At 59.7% G+C, this 17,551-nt stretch carries 15 protein-coding genes; 6 read left to right on the top strand and 9 right to left on the bottom strand.

Features of this window, described 5'->3' with window-relative positions; genetic code table 11:
- Window positions 1-30 precede the first annotated feature (30 nt).
- Window positions 31-1,167 carry a nickel/cobalt efflux transporter gene (locus VQ575_RS14735; protein ID WP_325917801.1) on the bottom strand — a complete coding sequence of 379 codons (1,137 nt, stop codon included), beginning with the start codon at window positions 1,165-1,167 and terminating at the stop codon, window positions 31-33.
- A gap of 7 nt (window positions 1,168-1,174) precedes the next feature.
- Entirely contained in the window at window positions 1,175-1,471 is a 297-nt protein-coding gene (locus VQ575_RS14740) for a metal-sensing transcriptional repressor (protein WP_039589821.1), read from the bottom strand.
- A gap of 106 nt (window positions 1,472-1,577) precedes the next feature.
- On the opposite strand from VQ575_RS14740, the gene VQ575_RS14745 reads away from it, so the two are divergent.
- The 4 genes from VQ575_RS14745 (at window position 1,578) to VQ575_RS14760 (ending at window position 5,385) form a co-directional block, all read left to right on the top strand.
- On the top strand, window positions 1,578-1,940 hold the full coding sequence (locus tag VQ575_RS14745) for a hypothetical protein (RefSeq protein ID WP_325917803.1): 363 nt from the start codon (window positions 1,578-1,580) through the stop codon (window positions 1,938-1,940).
- Between the two features lie 47 nt (window positions 1,941-1,987).
- Complete coding sequence (locus VQ575_RS14750; RefSeq protein ID WP_325917804.1) at window positions 1,988-2,725, top strand: HupE/UreJ family protein; 738 nt, start codon at window positions 1,988-1,990, stop codon at window positions 2,723-2,725.
- A 12-nt stretch (window positions 2,726-2,737) separates the two neighbouring features.
- Window positions 2,738-3,376 (top strand): transmembrane anchor protein, encoded by a 639-nt coding sequence (locus tag VQ575_RS14755; RefSeq protein ID WP_325917806.1) that lies wholly within the window; start codon window positions 2,738-2,740, stop codon window positions 3,374-3,376.
- A gap of 449 nt (window positions 3,377-3,825) precedes the next feature.
- Window positions 3,826-5,385, top strand: coding sequence for a TerC family protein (locus VQ575_RS14760; protein ID WP_039589817.1), 1,560 nt, complete (start codon window positions 3,826-3,828; stop codon window positions 5,383-5,385).
- Window positions 5,386-5,399: 14 nt separating this feature from the next.
- Here the strand turns inward: VQ575_RS14760 and VQ575_RS14765 are convergent, their stop codons facing one another.
- The 4 genes from VQ575_RS14765 to VQ575_RS14780 form a co-directional block, all read right to left on the bottom strand.
- The gene (locus VQ575_RS14765; protein ID WP_411829977.1) at window positions 5,400-6,302 is read right to left on the bottom strand and encodes a LysR family transcriptional regulator; all 903 of its coding nucleotides are present in this window, start codon (window positions 6,300-6,302) and stop codon (window positions 5,400-5,402) included.
- 184 nt (window positions 6,303-6,486) lie between these two features.
- Window positions 6,487-9,504 carry an EAL domain-containing protein gene (locus VQ575_RS14770; protein WP_325917809.1) on the bottom strand — a complete coding sequence of 1,006 codons (3,018 nt, stop codon included), beginning with the start codon at window positions 9,502-9,504 and terminating at the stop codon, window positions 6,487-6,489.
- Window positions 9,492-10,511: a substrate-binding domain-containing protein gene (locus VQ575_RS14775; RefSeq protein ID WP_325917810.1), complete on the bottom strand. Its 1,020-nt coding sequence runs from the start codon at window positions 10,509-10,511 to the stop codon at window positions 9,492-9,494. Before VQ575_RS14775 ends, VQ575_RS14770 begins: the two co-directional genes overlap by 13 nt.
- A gap of 296 nt (window positions 10,512-10,807) precedes the next feature.
- Window positions 10,808-11,215 (bottom strand): VOC family protein, encoded by a 408-nt coding sequence (locus tag VQ575_RS14780; protein WP_325917812.1) that lies wholly within the window; start codon window positions 11,213-11,215, stop codon window positions 10,808-10,810.
- 301 nt (window positions 11,216-11,516) lie between these two features.
- Here VQ575_RS14780 and VQ575_RS14785 point away from each other — a divergent pair, with 301 nt between their 5' ends.
- Together VQ575_RS14785 and VQ575_RS14790 are read left to right on the top strand one after the other, a co-directional pair.
- A complete protein-coding gene (locus VQ575_RS14785; protein WP_046509654.1) occupies window positions 11,517-12,464 on the top strand; it encodes a glycosyltransferase family 2 protein in 948 nt (315 codons plus the stop codon).
- A 10-nt stretch (window positions 12,465-12,474) separates the two neighbouring features.
- Window positions 12,475-13,326, top strand: a complete 852-nt coding sequence (locus VQ575_RS14790) for an NAD-dependent epimerase/dehydratase family protein (protein ID WP_200900482.1) — start codon at window positions 12,475-12,477, stop codon at window positions 13,324-13,326.
- Here VQ575_RS14790 and VQ575_RS14795 read toward each other — a convergent pair.
- From VQ575_RS14795 to VQ575_RS14805, 3 genes are read right to left on the bottom strand one after another with little or no spacing between them, the layout of a single operon-like run.
- Window positions 13,293-15,461, bottom strand: a complete 2,169-nt coding sequence (locus VQ575_RS14795) for a glycosyltransferase (protein WP_411829889.1) — start codon at window positions 15,459-15,461, stop codon at window positions 13,293-13,295. The genes VQ575_RS14790 and VQ575_RS14795 overlap by 34 nt on opposite strands.
- Entirely contained in the window at window positions 15,442-16,128 is a 687-nt protein-coding gene (locus VQ575_RS14800; RefSeq protein ID WP_325917814.1) for a 2OG-Fe(II) oxygenase, read from the bottom strand. The genes VQ575_RS14795 and VQ575_RS14800 overlap by 20 nt, the downstream gene beginning before the upstream one ends.
- A complete protein-coding gene (locus VQ575_RS14805) occupies window positions 16,122-17,543 on the bottom strand; it encodes a polysaccharide pyruvyl transferase family protein (protein ID WP_235433083.1) in 1,422 nt (473 codons plus the stop codon). Before VQ575_RS14805 ends, VQ575_RS14800 begins: the two co-directional genes overlap by 7 nt.
- Between the last annotated feature and the right edge of the window lie 8 nt (window positions 17,544-17,551).

Genomic DNA, 17,551 nt, shown 5'->3' on the forward strand with positions numbered 1-17,551 from the left:
TCAGATCCAGGTGAGTTTCGGTCATAAGCCTTACGCATTCAAACCGGTCCAGCCGTGAATGCCCACGTACACCCCAACGCCGATGATCAACACGCTGGACAAATAAGGCGCCCGCCGCGCGACGGTGCCCAACCAGGGCCAGCGGTTGGAGGCTTGTCGTGCACCAATGGCCGCCGCCGCCCCCACAGTCATCAGAGTGATCGCCAAGCCAATGCTGAAGCACAAGACAAGCATGCCGCCCAGCGCGACTTCCTTGACTTGAAGGCAGAGCAACAGAACGGTGATGGCCGCCGGGCAGGGAATCAGCCCCCCCGTAAGACCGAAGACAATGATCTGGCCCGTGGTGACTTCACGGTTGGTGAAGCGTTTGCGGATATCGTTGGCATGCGCCCGTTCGTGGGCGTCCTGGTAACCCTCCAGTGACAGCTCCAGGCCTTCCAGGCCGGCGTGTTCATGCCCATGATCATGCTCCCGATACTCAAGGTCGTAATCGTGGGAATGCCCCGTATGCCCCAGGCTCAAGCGAGCGCTGAATTCATGAGGCTCGGGAATATCGACTGTCGACTCCAGGAACCCATCGCGCTCGGTAAACGAGAACGCCTGCACGTGTCCATCGGCGCGCGTAGTCGTCAGGCGAACATCCGCGGCGGCCCAGGCATGCCCGGTCAACGTTTTCAAGCGCCAGCGGGGTGGCATGCCCTGCTCGAAGATTGACAGCTCGACACGCCCATGGCCGGTATCGATGCGATGGGTTTCATCATGATGTTCATGGTCGTGCTCGCCGTGATGATGACCGTCACCCTGCTCGAACTTGAACATCTGTTCGCCGCGCCAGGTACGCCACAGCATCCATAGGGCGATTGCGATGATCAGCGCCGCAGACGCGAGTTGGAAGTACGGTTCCGTGGTCTGAGCGTCCAGCCCTTGGCCCAGGTACATGCCACCGATCGCCACCAGCCACACCACGGCAGTGTGGGAAAGCGTAGCTGCCAGGCCCAGCAACACTGCCTGTTTGACCGAGCCCCGGATGGCAACGATAAACGCCGCCATCATGGTTTTCGAATGTCCCGGCTCCAGCCCATGCAAGGCCCCCAGCAAAATCGCACTGGGGAAATACAGCCAGGCGTGAGCGCCACCTTGTTGCAGCAGTTCAGCAAAGTTGGGCATGTCGGGCCTAAAGGTACTTGGTGATTTGTTTGAAGGCTTCCAATGGCGCGCGCTCGCCCTTGTCCAATGCCGAAACGGTGTCTTCCAGGCAGTGATCGATGTGGTCCTGGATCAGCGTGCGCTTGGCCTGGCACACGGCTTTTTCTACTGCATGCAACTGCTGGGCAATGTCCACGCACTCACGCCCCTCTTCGATCATGAGAATGATGCTGCGCAGGTGCCCGTCGGCTCGCTTGAGGCGCTTGATGATCGCTTCGTGGCTTTGGTGGGTATGAGGATGGCTGTGTTCGTGTTCGTCGCTCATGACTTGAGTCTCGGGCTTCAATGAATTACGCTGGCAATCCTATCCCCCCCCAGAGGATATGGCAAACCTATCACGACCGAAAATAACGAGTCGAAAGACAATCACTATGCTGAGCAGAACACTGACAACGGCAGTGGTATTGGCGCTGGCTCTCGCCATGTTCATGGCCTGGGCCGGGCATACCCGTACGCTGTCCTTGATGTCGGAACAACCGGCCCGGGATGTCGCGCAAGATGCTCATCATCACTCCCATGGAGAGCAGGCCGACGGGTCGTGTTCAAGCTGCTCGGATCACTATCACTCGCCGCTGACGCCCGATCATCAGCACGAGACGCCGCAACTTGCCACGACGCTGATCCTGGCGGTCCAGCCACAGCTCTCTCCACAAGCCGAGGCCCTTCGCTACGCCGTTCCTCGCGCGCCCATTTTCCTGATCGAGCGTCCTCCTCGTCCTTCGCTTGCCACCTGACATGGTCGCCCTGCTGCCCTTGATCACTGCAACGAAGGATTTTATCCATGCATTCGCACCCAATGAGTGGCGTCGGCGCGTCCACCGCGCCATCGCCTCGCCCACTCCTGCTGTTGTTTCTATTGCTCGCGTCATTACTTCTCGCAATGCCCGAAGCCCTCGCCCACGCCGTCGCTGAAGGCGATAAAGGTTTCATCCAGGAAAGCTCCGGCGTCATGCTGCTGCCCTTTATCTACATGGGCGCCAAGCACATGATGACGGGCTACGATCACCTGCTGTTCCTGTTCGGGGTGATTTTCTTCCTCTATCGCCTGAAGGACGTAGGGCTCTACGTCACCCTGTTCGCCGTCGGACACTCGGTCACGCTGCTGTTCGGCGTACTGACCGAAGTCAGCATCAGCGCCTACATTATCGACGCCATCATCGGTTTCTCGGTGGTGTACAAGGCGCTTGATAACCTGGGCGCGTTCCAGCGCTGGTTCGGTTTCCAACCCAATACAAAGGTCGCGACGCTGATCTTCGGCCTTCTCCACGGGTTTGGCCTGGCTACGAAAATCCAGGAATACGAAATCTCTCCCGACGGGCTGATTCCCAACCTGATCGCCTTCAACGTCGGCGTCGAGATCGGCCAGTTGCTGGCCCTCAGCGCCATTCTCATTCTGATGGGATATTGGCGGCGCACCGGCAGTTTCTGGCGCCATGCCTATACCGCCAATGTCGCCATGATGAGTGCCGGTTTCCTTTTGATGGGTTACCAGATCACCGGCCTGTTTGCCTCAGCCTAAGGAATTTCAATCATGTTCAATACGCCACTTCCCACTGTCAATGAATTGCCCAGCACCCGCCAACTGGTGCGCTCGACTGCCATCGCCTTGCTGGCTGCGGTCGGCTTGCTGGTCACCGTCGTCATGCCTTCGGAATATGCGATCGACCCGACGGGCATGGGCCGCGTACTGGGCCTGACGCAAATGGGCGAAATGAAGATCAAGCTCGCCCAGGAGACGTTGGCGGATGCAGCGACGCAACCGGTTCAAGAGGCTCCAGCTCAGCCGATTGCTGCGGTAACTCCTTCGGCGCAACCTGCGCCTCCACCCCCCGCCCAACCCGCCCCGGATTTAAAGACAGATGAAATGACTGTCACGCTAAAGCCGGGCGAAGGGACAGAAATCAAGCTGGAAATGCTCAAGAACGCCACCGTCAGCTATGAATGGGCGGCCTCTGGTGGGCCGGTGAACCATGACACCCATGGCGAACCCTACAACGGAAAAAAGGGCTATTTCCATAGCTACTCCAACGCCAAGCAGGTCAAAGGCGACAAGGGCGAATTCACGGCACTGTTCGACGGTACTCATGGGTGGTTCTGGCGTAATCGCACGAATAACGACGTGACCATATCGCTGAAAACGACAGGCAATTACCTGAGCGTCAAACGCTGATTCCAGTCAAAACACGTCCTCTAGCTCCTACGCAAACCTCAATGAACACCTCAACCACCCTGCTCCGCTCCGCGCTCCTGATCTGGTTATCGGCCTGATGACCGCCTGTGGTGCTGAAAAGCACGCTGCAACCGAAAGCTGGTCATGGGCACTCGCACGGGTAATGCCACAGGGCAAGAGCCGCATACGCGGCCTCTTGCCCATCGCGGATTCGACGCGCCGCGCTCACGGTGGCGTGGTTTGTCAGATCCTGTAATAAATCGTTTCGTAGGAAGTGCTGGAAATCGATGTAGGATTTCTTCCCCGATTATTTCCAGGTCTGTATGAATACCCTCCAGGAACCTCCCAGTCGCCTTTCGAAGAACCGTTTTCTTGCCGTCGCTGCGTCCTGCATACACTCGTTGCAGTCCGCTTCCCTTGCATTGACTGTCCGAGGGAACGAATAACCCATGGAATGGATCGCTGACCCCACGGCCTGGCTGGGCCTGCTGACGTTGATCGTGCTGGAGCTGGTGCTCGGCATCGATAACCTTGTATTTATCGCCATCCTGGCTGACAAACTTCCCCCCGAGCAGCGCGACCGTGCCCGTGTCATCGGCTTGTCCCTGGCGTTGCTGATGCGCCTTGGCCTGCTGGCGAGCATTTCGTGGATGGTGACGCTGACCAACCCGTTGTTCGAGATTTTCGACAAGACCTTTTCCGGGCGCGACCTGATCATGCTGTTCGGTGGCGTGTTCCTGTTGTTCAAGGCAACCATGGAGCTGCATGAGCGGCTCGAAGGCCACGTGGCGCAACGTTCCGGCAATGTCGGCTATGCGCTGTTCTGGCCCATCGTTGCGCAGATCGTCGTGCTGGACGCGGTCTTCTCCCTGGATGCGGTGATTACCGCCGTGGGCATGGTGGAGCACCTGTCGGTCATGATGATCGCGGTGATTTTCTCCATCGGCCTGATGATGATCGCGAGCAAGCCGTTGACCCAATTCGTCAACAGCCATCCGACCGTCATCATGCTCTGCCTGGGCTTCCTGATGATGATCGGCTTCAGCCTCACGGCTGAAGGCCTGGGTTTCCATATCCCGAAAGGCTACTTGTACGCGGCGATTGGTTTCTCGATCCTGATCGAACTGTTCAACCAGTTGGCGCGCTCGCGTCGCAAGAAAAGCCTGCAAGGTCTACGACCGATGCGCGAGCGTACCGCTCATGCGGTATTGCGCCTGCTGGGCGGTCAAAAACTGGGGCCCGATGAAATAGGTGAGGAAATCGCCGACATGCTGGAAGGCGATGAGCCGGAGCAGGTGTTCCATCGGCGCGAACGGGTCATGATCAGCGGCGTGCTGCAACTGGCGGAGCGCCAGATTCGCAGTGTGATGACGCCTCGTGCGCAAATCGACCACCTCGACTTGGACAATGAAGCGGAAGAAATCCGTACAACACTGATGCACTCTTGCTACTCACGCTTGCCGCTGATCCGGGAAGGACGCGTGGATGAGCCGCTAGGCTTTGTCCATAAGAAAGAACTGCTCAAGGAAATGCTGGCGGGCAATCAGCCGAACCTGGAAGCCATGGCGCGCAAGGCCATCAACCTGCTCGACAGTTTCACGATCCTCAACGCGCTGGAACAAATGCGCAAGGAGTCGACCCACATCGCCTTCGTGGTAAACGAGTTTGGTGATTTCGTCGGCCTCCTGACCATGACCGACATTCTCGAATCCATTGCCGGAGAACTGCCGGATGCCAGTGAAGTCGATGGGCCGAGCATCGTCGCCCACGAAGGCGGTTTCCTCGTCAGCGGCGCCCTGAACCTCAGCCAGGTCCGCGAACATATCGGTTTCCAGGCGAAAGCGACGGAGGATTACCAGACGCTTGCCGGTCTGGTGATGAGTTTGTTGGACCGTTTGCCAATCATCGGCGATACCGTTCGCTGGCAGGAATGGCGCATGACGGTGGTGGAGGTGCAAGAGCGACGGGTAACCAGGGTGTTGTTACGCGTCGAGGACCCGGGCCGCTGACACGTTGACGCCACTCATTCGCTGACATAACGCTCGAAACGCGCCGCCAGGAACGCCCTCAATACTTGGACCGCTGGCGTCAGCGAGGTTCGATGGGCGCACACCAGTTGCAGCGGTGCTGGCTGGCCATAGTCCGGCGGGAAGATTTCCACCAGGCGACCGCTGCGAATGTCGTCCATCACATCGAGCTTGGACTTGTAGACGACACCAAGCCCCGATACCGCCCAACGCCTGACGATATCCGCGTCATCGCTGGTGCGGTTTCCCAGGACCTGAACGGTTTCCACGCCTTGCGGCGTCTGGAAACTCCAGCGTTCGAAGGTCTGCTCGCCCATCACGTAACGAAGGCAATTGTGCCCGCCCAGCTCTGCGGGGGTTTCTGGTCGGCCATGGCGTGCGATGTAGTCGGGCGAGGCGCACACCGTCCTTCGGTTGGACGGTGCCAGCGCCAGGGACACCAGGCTCGAGTCAGCCAACTGGCCATAGCGGATGCTCGCATCCAGGTGTTCGGTGAACAGGTCAGCCACCTGGTCGCTGACGCGCAGGTGCAACAGCACCTTGGGATGCAACTGCTGGAACTCATCCAGCCACGGCAGCAACAGGTTGCGGCCGATGTCCGAGGGCATCGACAAGCGCAGCGTCCCGCAGATTTCGTCGCGCCCCTGCGCCAGCACAAGCTCCCCGTTGTCCAACGCCTCCAGCGCCTGCCGCGCATGGCTCAGGTATCGCTCGCCGTCATCCGACAAGCGCAGCCGCCTTGTGGACCGCACGAACAACCGCACCCCCAGGCTTGCCTCAAGCCGCTGCACTGCGACGCTGGCCAGCGCCGGAGAGATGTCCAGCAGCCTTGCCGCCGCTGAAAGACTGCCAGCGTCCGTCGTGGTCACGAATACCTGGAGATCATCGATTCGAATGATTTTTTTCACGCTGTAGGGTCTCTCGACAGAGCCTCACCAACCGGAGCTGTGGGCGCTTTCATGGGCTTCGATGAGGGTGCGGGCGGGATATGCTGGCTCGGGTATCGCTCAGTACAGACGGGTAAATCGTAACGCTTTCGCCGGGCAGACGACTATGCCTGAATCAACGCTATGACACGCGGGCCTAACGCCCGGGCATCGGGTGGCCTGGACGCTTTCTACCGTGTTGCTGTTCTTCCGACTCCGGGTTCAGCATGCGACTTGATTGGGGCAGTCGTGGTATCTGCAATAACAGGCTGATTTCCTCCGCGCTGACAGCCTTGCTGAAAACGTGCCCTTGAATCTCATCGCAGCCGTTTTCCCGCAGGAAGGTCTGCTGCTCTTCGGTTTCGACACCTTCGGCAATGACCTTGAGGTTCAGTTTATGCCCCAGTGAAATCACGGCGGTGGCGATGGCCTTGTCGTTTTCGTTGTCGGGCAGGTCGCGCACGAAAGACTGGTCGATCTTGAGTCGCGCAATGGGGAAGCTCTTCAATGCGGCGAGACTGGAGTAGCCGGTGCCGAAATCGTCGATCGAGAGACTGGTGCCCATCGATTGCAGCGCCTTCATTTTGCTGATGGCTTGTTGAAGATCTTGCATAATCAGGCTTTCAGTCAGCTCCAATTCAAGGTACCGCGGCTCCAGTCCGGTTTCTTGCAACGCATGCTTGACCCGGTCGATCAGGTCTCGTTCGATGAACTGGCGGGCGGAAATGTTCACCGACATGGTGATCGGCGGCAAGCCGGCGTCCTGCCACGCCTTGTTCTGCCTGCACGCGGCGTGGAACACCCAGTCACCAATGGGCACGATCAACCCGGTCTCTTCGGCCTGGGGAATGAACTTGATCGGGGACACCATGCCCAACTCCGGATGTTGCCAGCGAATCAACGCTTCCACGCCGATGATCTGGCCTGACTGCAAATCCACTTGTGGCTGGTACAACAGCAGGAACTCGCCGTTGATGAGTGCGTTGCGCAATCCATCCTGCATGGCAAGCTTGCCCTGGACCTTGTTGTTCATCTCGCTCGTGTAGAACTGGAAGCTGTTGCGGCCCAGCTCCTTGGCTCGGTACATGGCGGCGTCCGCATTGCTGAGCAACGTGTCGGTATCGCTGCCGTCGGCCGGGTACGTGGCCAAGCCCATGCTGCAGGTGACGTGGAGCGTATGCCCACTGAGGTGGATCGGCCGCAGGATGGCTTCCTGGATCTTGTGCAGGACGGGCGTCACGCCGTCGAGGTCCGACGGTTGGTCGAACAGGATGATCACGAATTCGTCGCCGCCCAGTCGTACGACAGTGTCGGTGCGACGCACACACTCCACCATGCGCTGGGCCACGGTTTTCAACAGCTCATCCCCCGCGCTGTGCCCAAGGCTGTCGTTCACCAGCTTGAATTTGTCCAGGTCGAGAAACACCACCGTCACCAGCCGGTTGTAGCGCTGCGCATACAGCATCGCCTGCTTGAGACGGTCTTCGAGCAACGTGCGATTCGGCAGCCCGGTCAATGCGTCATGGTCACCCATGAAGCGAATGCGTTTTTCGGTCAGTTGATGCACTATCGCGATGCCTGCCAGCGGTGTCGCCAGCTCGATCAGTTGCGTCTCGGCCGGGCTAGGGCTGCGTACGGTGTTGGCATACAACGCAAACGTACCCAATACCTTTCGCTCATGGGACAGGATTGGCGTCGACCAGCAGGCGCGAAACCCATAGGGCGCGGCAATTGAACGGTAGTCTTGCCACAGCGGATCCTGCTGGATGTCCGTGACGACGACCGGTTCGCGGCGATAGGCCGAGGTGCCACAGGAACCGACGCTGGGGCCGATTTCAATCCCATCGATGAGCTCGCAATAAGCTTTCGGCAAACTGGGAGCCGCACCGTGCAGCAGGTGCTTGCCCTCCTCATCCAGCACCAGGATGGACACCATCATGCCCTCCAGTTGGGACTCGACCAAGTGAGCGAGGCTGTCCAGGACTTCGGTCAGTTCAGTGCTCCTGGCGATCAGTTCCAGCACGTGACCCTGTCCGGCGCGGATGATCGCCTCTCGCTCCAATCGGCTGTTCTGCACGGCCAGCCGCTCCGTGGCAATGCTCAGTTGGGCCGTTCTTTTTTCCAGCTGGAGCCGGTCCTCGAGAAACTGGTTCACCGCGCGCGCCATGTTGCCAATCTCGTCGTTCCCGTGGTCGGCCATCATCAGATGCGTCTTGTGGGTATGTTCCTGGCGCAATTGCCGGCTTATTTGATTAAGCCGCACCAACACATGACGCCCCATGAACACGCGGGTCACAAACCAGGCGAACACCAGGCTGGTGCCCAACATGATCAGCACCCATTGCTGGCTGCGATTCGAATCCTCGACCAACCCCTCCAGGGCTGCACGATAGTCTTGCGTGTAGGCATTCGATTGCGCGCGGGCCAGGGCGACCAAGGTCCCGGCCTCGTTTTTCAATTCCTCATTGAAACGCTTGATGACGACGTTCTGGTTGATGATCCTCTGGCGCAGGGAAAAAAGATCGGGCGCCTGCGCATCGGCTTCCGACTTGCCTGCGGTGCGCGACAGCTGCTCATATCGGACCCGCAGGCGTTGCACGGCATCGCTGTCGATCGCCTGCGGCAGATCGAACAGCAACATCGCCCGTTCCAGGCTGGCCGGGGTCTGTACTGCGGTTAGCCGGCCGGTAAGGTCCTCCAGGGCTTGCTCGAAGGCGACCTCGGTCTGCAACAGGCTCTCGCGCAGTTGCGCAACGATGTTCGCCGTGTTGCGGAATATCTGGCTGGACTGATGCATGTCGAGGATCGCCACGCCACTGTTCGCGGCCGTCAGCTGCTGCACCAGTTGATCGAGGGCCTCGAGCTGCTCGACTGTCGCGGCATGGCTTGAGCGCAGGATCTCGGGAGAACGGGTGGTCAGGAGCTGGTCGGTCTGGCGCTCGATCAGTAATGTGCGCTGGACCATGTCTTGCCCGTTCTGCATGCGCACCAGCCGTTCATCCGTCAGCTGGCGAGTGGCGTTGTTCGACGTACGCAACGCGTAGACTGCGGTGGCTCCCCCTGCCAGGATCAGCAGCGCCAGCGTCAAGAAAGCCACTGTGAACTGTGCGCGCAGCGATTGCGGCAACAGCTGGCGTCCAAGCCGGGAGATCATGTTCAACGTCAGGGATTCCATAGGCGGCGATAGATGTCCCGATAGCCATTGTCAGGATCGTACTGGGATTTCTTCCCGCCATCGAAGGCGATATTGTCGGCGTTGACCAAGTGGACCGGCGCGACAAAACCGCTCACTGGCCGGCCTGCAAACAGGCGGTTCAATTCATCCATGACTTGCCAGCCATGCATGTTCAGCGGCTCGGCCACGGTAACGGTCTGGTAGGTTTTTGCCTGTATGCGCAGGAAAGCCGAAGCGCTGCCGTCGCCGGCAGACAACAGGCTGATGCCGTCACTGGGTATTGCCGCGCTGGTCAAGGAAGCGATCGAGTAATCGAAGTAGATATCGTTGATCGCCAGCGCATGGGTCCAGCGTTCGCCATGGCGCTCCAGCAACTCCCTGGTCACTGCGGGCATCTTCTCGCCACTTTCCGAGATCGCGACATCGCGTACCTCCAGCAACGTACATTCCCGACAGGCCCGGATGACGTTCTCCATGGCCTTGGCCTTCGTCATGGCGATGCCGTACCTGGAATCGGTCAGGATGACCACGCCGGCGCGTCCGTTTGATTGCGCCACTGCAGCCATGGCCGTGAGGCGAGCCACTTCAAGCGGGTCGCTGGTGACGTTCATGGCCACCGGCGTGCCCTCGATCGGCCCGGGGCGTACCCCGGCGTGCCAGCCGACCACGGGTATATTATTTTTGGCAAAAGGAGTCAGCGCCGCTTTGTTCTCAAGGGCATCGGAACCGCACAGGATGAGACCGTCGGGCTTCGCGGCCAAGGCATCGGAAAACGCCTTCGCGCGCCCGGCCGCCGAGCCTGCGCCATCGAAAATCTTCAGCGTCCAGCCCATCGCGCTGGCCGCCTCCCGGGCACCCTGCGCGACGCCGACGATGCCTCCGTTGCGCAAGTCTTCGGCAACAAGCGCAATACTCTTGCCCCGCTGCGCTTTGGGGCCGGAGTCAGGGCCGCTCCAACGAACAGCGCCGAGGGTGGCCCTGGAAACGACTTCCTGGGCTTGACTCACCGTAACCGCGGCGTCCCCCGGACCCGCTTGCGCTGGCAGGTTCTGGCCGTGACCGGAAGTCGCCGCACAAAGACAGGCAATCGTCGCTGACGCCACCCAGGGTAGCTGCAGCCTGACAAAGCAGGTTCGAGCCCTACCCGCGATACCAAATCCGGAGCCGGTGGCGCGATCATGGTCTGGCATGGCGTCCCTTTTGCCAAAAATACAGTTCTGCAAAAGGATAGCCGGTTCTGCACATATCGACGCCTTTCAGGTCGCCGACGGCTTCAAGGCCGGCGACCTGGGTTGCCCCCGGCTTATTGCTTGCCCTCATAGTTGACCATCCAGGCGATCCCGAAACGGTCTTCGAACATCCCGAAGCGTTCCGCCCAGAACGTCTTCGCCAAGGGCATCTGCACGTTGCCACCGGCGCTCAACCCGTTGAACAGCCGCTCGGCATCCTGAGCACTGTCGACGTTAAGGGAAACCGACACACCTTGCGGCTTGCTGAACGGCTGGCCTGGCGGGCAGTCGGACGCCATCAGGCTGAAGTCACCCACGGTCAGGCAAGCGTGCATGATCAGGTTCTTGTCCTTGGGCATGCCGACGTCCTCGGGTGCATCGGCAAAGGACATGCAGAACAGCTCGCCGCCAAGCACGTCCTTGTAAAGCTCGAAGGCCTCCTTGCAGCGGCCGTCGAAGGTCAGGTAGGGAATGATTTTCATGGTTTTTTTCTCCTGTCACTATTTCATGATTGATCGGACAGCTGTGTCCGCAGGCGTTCTTCCTGCCCGTGCAGCTCGGGCGGGGTGCGGCTTCACAGGTTAGTCGAATGACGTAGGGGAAGATCGACAGGTCGGGACGTTTTTTTTCCAGCGGGCTGAAAAGCTCGTTGTTGCGACTGGAGCTTTTTGCGGTGGACTACCGCGTTCAAGACGAAACTGGTCGAAGCCCACCGACCTGCTATCTTCAATGCAGACCTGAGTAGTTGCGATCCCATACGTATCCAGGTTGCATGGAGAGATGATGTTGGAAGCAGTGGAACTGCTCGCTGTAGATGGATGGGCCAAGCCATCGCCACGGGGCGAGTGTGACGTAATCATCGTCAACTACAACGCCGGTGATCTTTTGTTGGCAAGCGTCGGATCGGCATTTGCCGCCGGCGCCTCCAGGGTGATCGTGGTCGATAACGACTCCCACGACGACAGCCTGACGCTACTGGCACAAACCCAAGCTGCCGGCGACTCGCTTCGGATCATCCGTAATGCCGCCAACCTGGGCTTTGCCGTGGCGTGCAATCAAGGTGCCCGCCTGTCAGCGGCCCCCAACTTGCTCTTCCTGAACCCGGACACCGAGCTGGCCGCCGATGCCATCGACCGCATGCTCCAGGCATTGCGCAGCTCACCCGAGATCGGCATGGTCGGCGGGTTCCTGTGCAATCCGGACGGTAGCGAGCAAGCCGGTGGGCGCCGCGTGTTTCCGACGCCCAGGCGCGCCTTCATGCGGGCTTTCGGGCTCTCGCGGCTCGCGGTTCTTTTTCCATCGGTGTTGTCCGATTTTCTACTGCACAAGGAGCCGCTGCCCAGCGCTCCCATCTTCGTCGAGGCCATCTCCGGGGCTTGCATGCTGGTCAAGCGCGAAGCGATAGAAAGCGTCGGGTTGTGGGACGAAGATTATTTCCTCCATTGCGAGGACCTGGACTGGTGCATGCGCTTTCATCAGGCCGGTTGGCGCGTCCTGTTCGTGCCGGATGCCCAGGTGATGCATGTATTCGGGGGCTGCAGCCGCCACCGCCCCTATTTCGTCGAATGGCACAAGCACCTGGGGTTCCTGCGTTTCTATCGCAAGTTTTTCCGCCGCAAGTATCCGTCCGCTCTATGGATCAGCGTGGTCATCGGGGTGTGGTTTCGATTCAGCCTGATGATTCTCCGCCACGCGACGTCCCGGCTCGGACATTCATGGAACCAGCGATAACGAGCGATCAATGCAAATAGCCGTACTAGGCGGTTCCAGTCTCCTGGGAGAGCGCATGCTGCCATTGCTGGCACAGGACGGCCACTCGACGAGCGCGTTCACCCGCAGTCCGTCCAGGGCGCCAGTTCCCGGCGTGGTATGGCGAAGGGCTGACGACTGGCAGGGGCTGACGCTTGATACCTTCTTGTCGTTTGCCCCTCTTTGGGTGTTGTCCGATTATCTAGAGCGTCTTGCCGACACTGACGTCAAGCGTGTCGTCGTGCTTTCATCCACGAGCCGCTTTGCCAAGCAAGCGTCACCTGATGCCCGGGAACGGGACGTGGCGCAACGCTTGATAAATGCGGAAGAACAACTCGAGCAGTGGGCAACCGAACGGCAAATCCAATGGGTGATCCTGCGCCCGACCCTGATCTATGGTTTTGGCCGCGACAAGAACATTTCGCAGATAGCCCGCTTCATCCAACGCTTCGGATTTTTCCCGCTTATTGGCGGCGCGACTGGATTGCGCCAGCCGGTCCATGGCGATGATGTCGTCCAGGCGTGCCTGTCGGCGATGAGCACAACTGACCTGGCCAGTGGCGCTTTTAACCTGTCCGGGGGAGAAGTCTTGCCTTATCACACGATGGTGAACCGAATATTCCATGCCCTGGGACGCCCGGAGCGAACGCTGCCCGTTCCCGCCGGGGCCCTTAAATTGGGCGTTTCGATCCTGAGCTGCCTGCCCCGCTACCGACATCTGTCCAGCGCCCTGGTGGCTCGGATGAATCAGGACCTGGTATTTGACCATTCGGATGCCCATCATCGGCTTGGCTTTACGCCCAGGGCGTTTCATTTGATGGATGAAGACTTGCCTGAGCGGTAAACATGGGGCTGCCAGGCGCCCCATTTGCTTTCAAAGTACGCCTGGTTCGTATCCCAGAGCGCCTGATATTCGCCACTGGCGATCAACTTCCTGAACGATGCCTGCCCGTAATGATGGACAAACGCATCTTCGGCGCAGACAGTCCGGTAACCCGCCGCTTGCACGCGACGGCTGTAGTCGTCGTCTTCGAACATCCCGATCCCGAATGCCTCATCCAGATACCCCACCTCATCAAGAATGCCCCGGCGGAAGGCGACACAGAACATCGCGAGCATCGGAATATCGAAAAACTGTCCCTTGTGGGCTTCGGTGTAGCGGTCCGCGAACGCCTGCATCTGTTGAATATCAGTGTAGGAAACTTCAATTTTCGCTTCGTTTCCCACCGTATTCGTGACCGGTCCTATCAGGCCGATGCTTGAATCGCGCAAATGCAGGACCAGCGGATCCAGCCAGCCGCCAGGTACAACCGTGTCGTTATTGAGCAGCAGCAGGACGTCACCGTCGGCGTCGCGCAAGCCTTGGTTGTTGGCCGCGGCGAAGCCTCGGTTCTCCGGGTTGAGAATGATCTTTGTCTCCGGCACTTCATCGCGCAGTCGTTCCAAATAATCCTTCGTGCCATCCTCCGAACCGTTGTCGACGACAATGAGCTGGTAGTTGGGCCAAGTGGTATTACGCAGGATGCTGTTGACACATTGGATCGTCAGGTTGAGGTTGTTGTACGTCACGAGGACGATGGAGACTTTTTCATACAGCCCGCCGATTGCCAGTTGCATGCTATCGAAGCGATCCTTCCAATCGTTGGCCCGCGCCAGTTCTACCCGCCGTTTGATCATGGCAAGGTCGCGCTCGGCCAACGCACGTTCGATCTGCTCGATGAACTCATCGACCCCCGTCGCGAAGTACAGCACGTCTTGATAGAGGCTCAACTCCGCCAGTGGCGTGGAAATGACCGGTTTGCCTGCGCTGATGTACTCGTAGAACTTCACCGGATCGACTGCATGCGTCACGTTATAGAGCCTGAAGGGAATCAGGCAAGCATCGAAATGATCCAGATAAAGCGGCATTTGCGAATAAGGCTTGCGGCCCAGCAACTGCACATTGGGTTTGTGCTCGAGGCCTGCCATATCCTCGACGAAAACGTCTCCCACCAGAATGAAGTTCCACTCTGGCCGCCTGTCTGCCAACGCCGCCAGCAATGGATAATCGAGCCATTGCGCCAAGGCGCCGTAGTAGCCGATCACCGGGCCGCAAAGCCCGCCCAGCACATCGTTGGTGAAACAGTGCTGCCGAAAAAAATCGAAATCCACGGCGTTTCGCACCAGGACGCAACGCGGGTCGAGGGCGCTCCACTTCTGCTGGAGCAACGCGGCGGACACGGTCACCAGGTCCGCCTGTCCGATCAGTTTTCGTTCCTCGCTCAGCAGCTGTTCGCCAATGTTCGGGAAACCATCCCAGTCATCCATGCAGTCGTAATGGATATGCCAGCCATGCCTGGCCCGCAGGCTGAGCGCCACCGGACTCCAATAGGCGATATGCACCACCGAGAGGGCGGTCCTGATATTCATATCGGTGATCAGCCCGGCCAAGGCACATGACAAGGCCTGGTGATTCTCAGGCGTCACTGTCTTTTCGTAATACGCCTCTTGGGCGCCGCGCTGCAGTGCGACTTCAAGGACGTTCGGCGCCACCGACGTCAACCGATAAAGCTCGCCCTGTTCCGGCACGCTGGAAGGGACGATGTAAAAAACCCGATGACCATGGTTTGCAAACTGGCTCATCAATTGCTGCGGTCGCTGGAAGCGCGCGGCCCAATCGATGTTGGCGAAGCAAAGAATATCCAGCCGCCCTTGCGTGGCGAAATCGGGCGCCTCCTCAATGCTTGGCAACGGCTCCGGTGCCGCTGGGTAGACCTGTGCGACGGCTGGCTCGGGTAACTCCCGGGTGGCGGCAAAACCATAACGCATCACCCGGAAGAGCGTGCGCAATGGCCGGGTGAAACGCCACGAACGGGTGTTCTGCAGGAAATCGACTTTTGCCAAGGCGACATCGCGTTCGTTGATCGCCGCGTCCCTCTGGGCCAAGGCAGCATCGCGGTCGATCAAGGTACGGTCGAGCTCAGGCACGTGGGTACCCATGCAACGGCGTGCTGTCGCCCGTCGGCCACATCGAACTAGGGGAACCCGGCCGATAGAACGTGGCCGTCAGGCTTCGACGCGAAGAATGGCAGCCGCTCACCACGGGTGTGACGGCATGCCATGAATTATCCGAACGCACCAGGACCGCCGAGTTGCCCACCAGCGGCTCGACCTCGGCCGCCACGGCGGTGGGATCGTTGCGGTGCAGGATGTTCAGGCAACCGCCATCGTTACAATCCCAGGACTCATTGAAGTACAGGATATGGGTCACCAGTTTATCGGGCAGGTCCGGATGGGCCCCCAGGCTTGCGCCGGGGCCGTAATGAAAAACGTTGACCTCCATCGGCACGGTACGCAGATCGATCCCGGTCATTTGCGACAGGGCCTCCCGGTAGCCAGCCGAGACAAGATCCTGCGCCAGGCTCAACCACGCCTCGCTCAGTTCTTCAGGGAACGCAATGGTATGGGTTCCCATGGCAACCAGGGCGCGGGCCTCGTAGTCATAATTTTTTTCGCCGCCATAACCACTCACCGTCTTGAAGTGATCATGGGGAAAGGACGCCGCCAAAGCGGCCGCATCTTCAACCGAGTACAGGCTGCCGATTTCTGCCCAGGAGAATGGATGAGTCTTCATTGCCGCGGGTGTGAGACGAGATAGATCTAGCATTGTCGGTTCTTGTTGGCTGTCAGGTTTCGGATACCACGGGCGATGGAACGCAGTGGTGCGGTCATTCGGAACGAGTTGGAGTTCTGCAGCTCAAGCATCTTGGCATCACTGAGCGCCAGCTGCTGGCTGAGCTGAGCAATCCGTTGCTGCTGGGCAAGGTTGGGTGGCGGCTCGATGATGTCCGGCTCCGGTACGACATGGCTTACCGGTGACGACTCCGTCGGCACTGGCTCACGCCCCTCGGCCGCGGCTTCGAGCACATTGGGCAAGTGCTGTAGAAACGCCCCCAAGATCGGCTGGGACGCGGTCCTGCCCTGGCGAATGATCGCCGCGACCCGATCCCAGTGCTCGACCAACTGATCCGCCGCCGCTTGCGCCGCCGGGGATGGGCGAGTCTTGCCCGCGCGGGCGATGAACCAGTGCGGGTCGATCGTCGTCGCGTCCGGCAGCGCGTGGAGCGATTCGAACTCGGCCAGCGCCGTGTACTTTCCGGTGGTCAGGTCTGCCGAACAAAATACCGGGACGCCAAACGCCAGGGCGGTGACTGCCAGGTGGTAGCTATGACCAATCACCGCTTGTGCCTGGCTGATGATCTGCGCCATCAGCAACGGTTCCGGCCAGAACGATAAGGTAATGGCCCCGGGCAGGCGCCCGGCGATGACCGACGGATCGTCACCCAGGACCGGGCCTATCGGGACCACCAAAAACTGATAACCCTGGAACGCCTCGGGGTGGTCTTCGAATAGTTTTACGAAGGACTCCACGACGTGGATGGCATGGATCACGATGTAGGGCGCCGTCAGCCCGGCGTGCTCGCGCAGGCGAAGGAACTCGGCGCAGGGCTGTTGCTCGTCGATCAGGCGAGGCAAGCCGAACGCGGTATCGGGCAGCACCTCGATCTCGGCGCGCTGGGTGAGCGCGCCGAGGGTGTCGCGCGTCGGTGCATCACGGACTCGCACGTATTGGCTCTGCTCAAGGGCCATCGTCAATAACGGCCTGGCCCAGTCGGGGATGCTGTTGCAATGCATCCCGGGGGCATTCCACATGACCGGGACTGCATGCTGCAGCGCGATCAGCGCAGGCGTCAGCCAATAACCGGTCGGGTGATGGATATCGGGCGTTGTCGGACCATAGCCATGGGCGACAACTTTGTCGAAGCGGATCAGGAAACCACCACCGATCAAGACGCCATCCAGGCTGGCCGCCATACCGGGCAGCTCCGTCAGCGACGTCACCGCATAGGGCCACTCAGGTCGGCGTTTTTCATGATAGGAAAACCGATGCAGCTCGACGGGACCCAGGCGCCGTCCCAGCTCCGCCTCGGCAATGATCGGAAACAACAGATCACCATAGTTTTGGACGTCGAAAGTGCCAAATATGGCGACCTGCCAAGTGCGCACCTCCTGATGCTCCATCACCGCGC

The organism is Pseudomonas frederiksbergensis, assembly GCF_035751725.1.
Classification (GTDB): Bacteria; Pseudomonadota; Gammaproteobacteria; order Pseudomonadales; family Pseudomonadaceae; genus Aquipseudomonas; species Aquipseudomonas frederiksbergensis_A.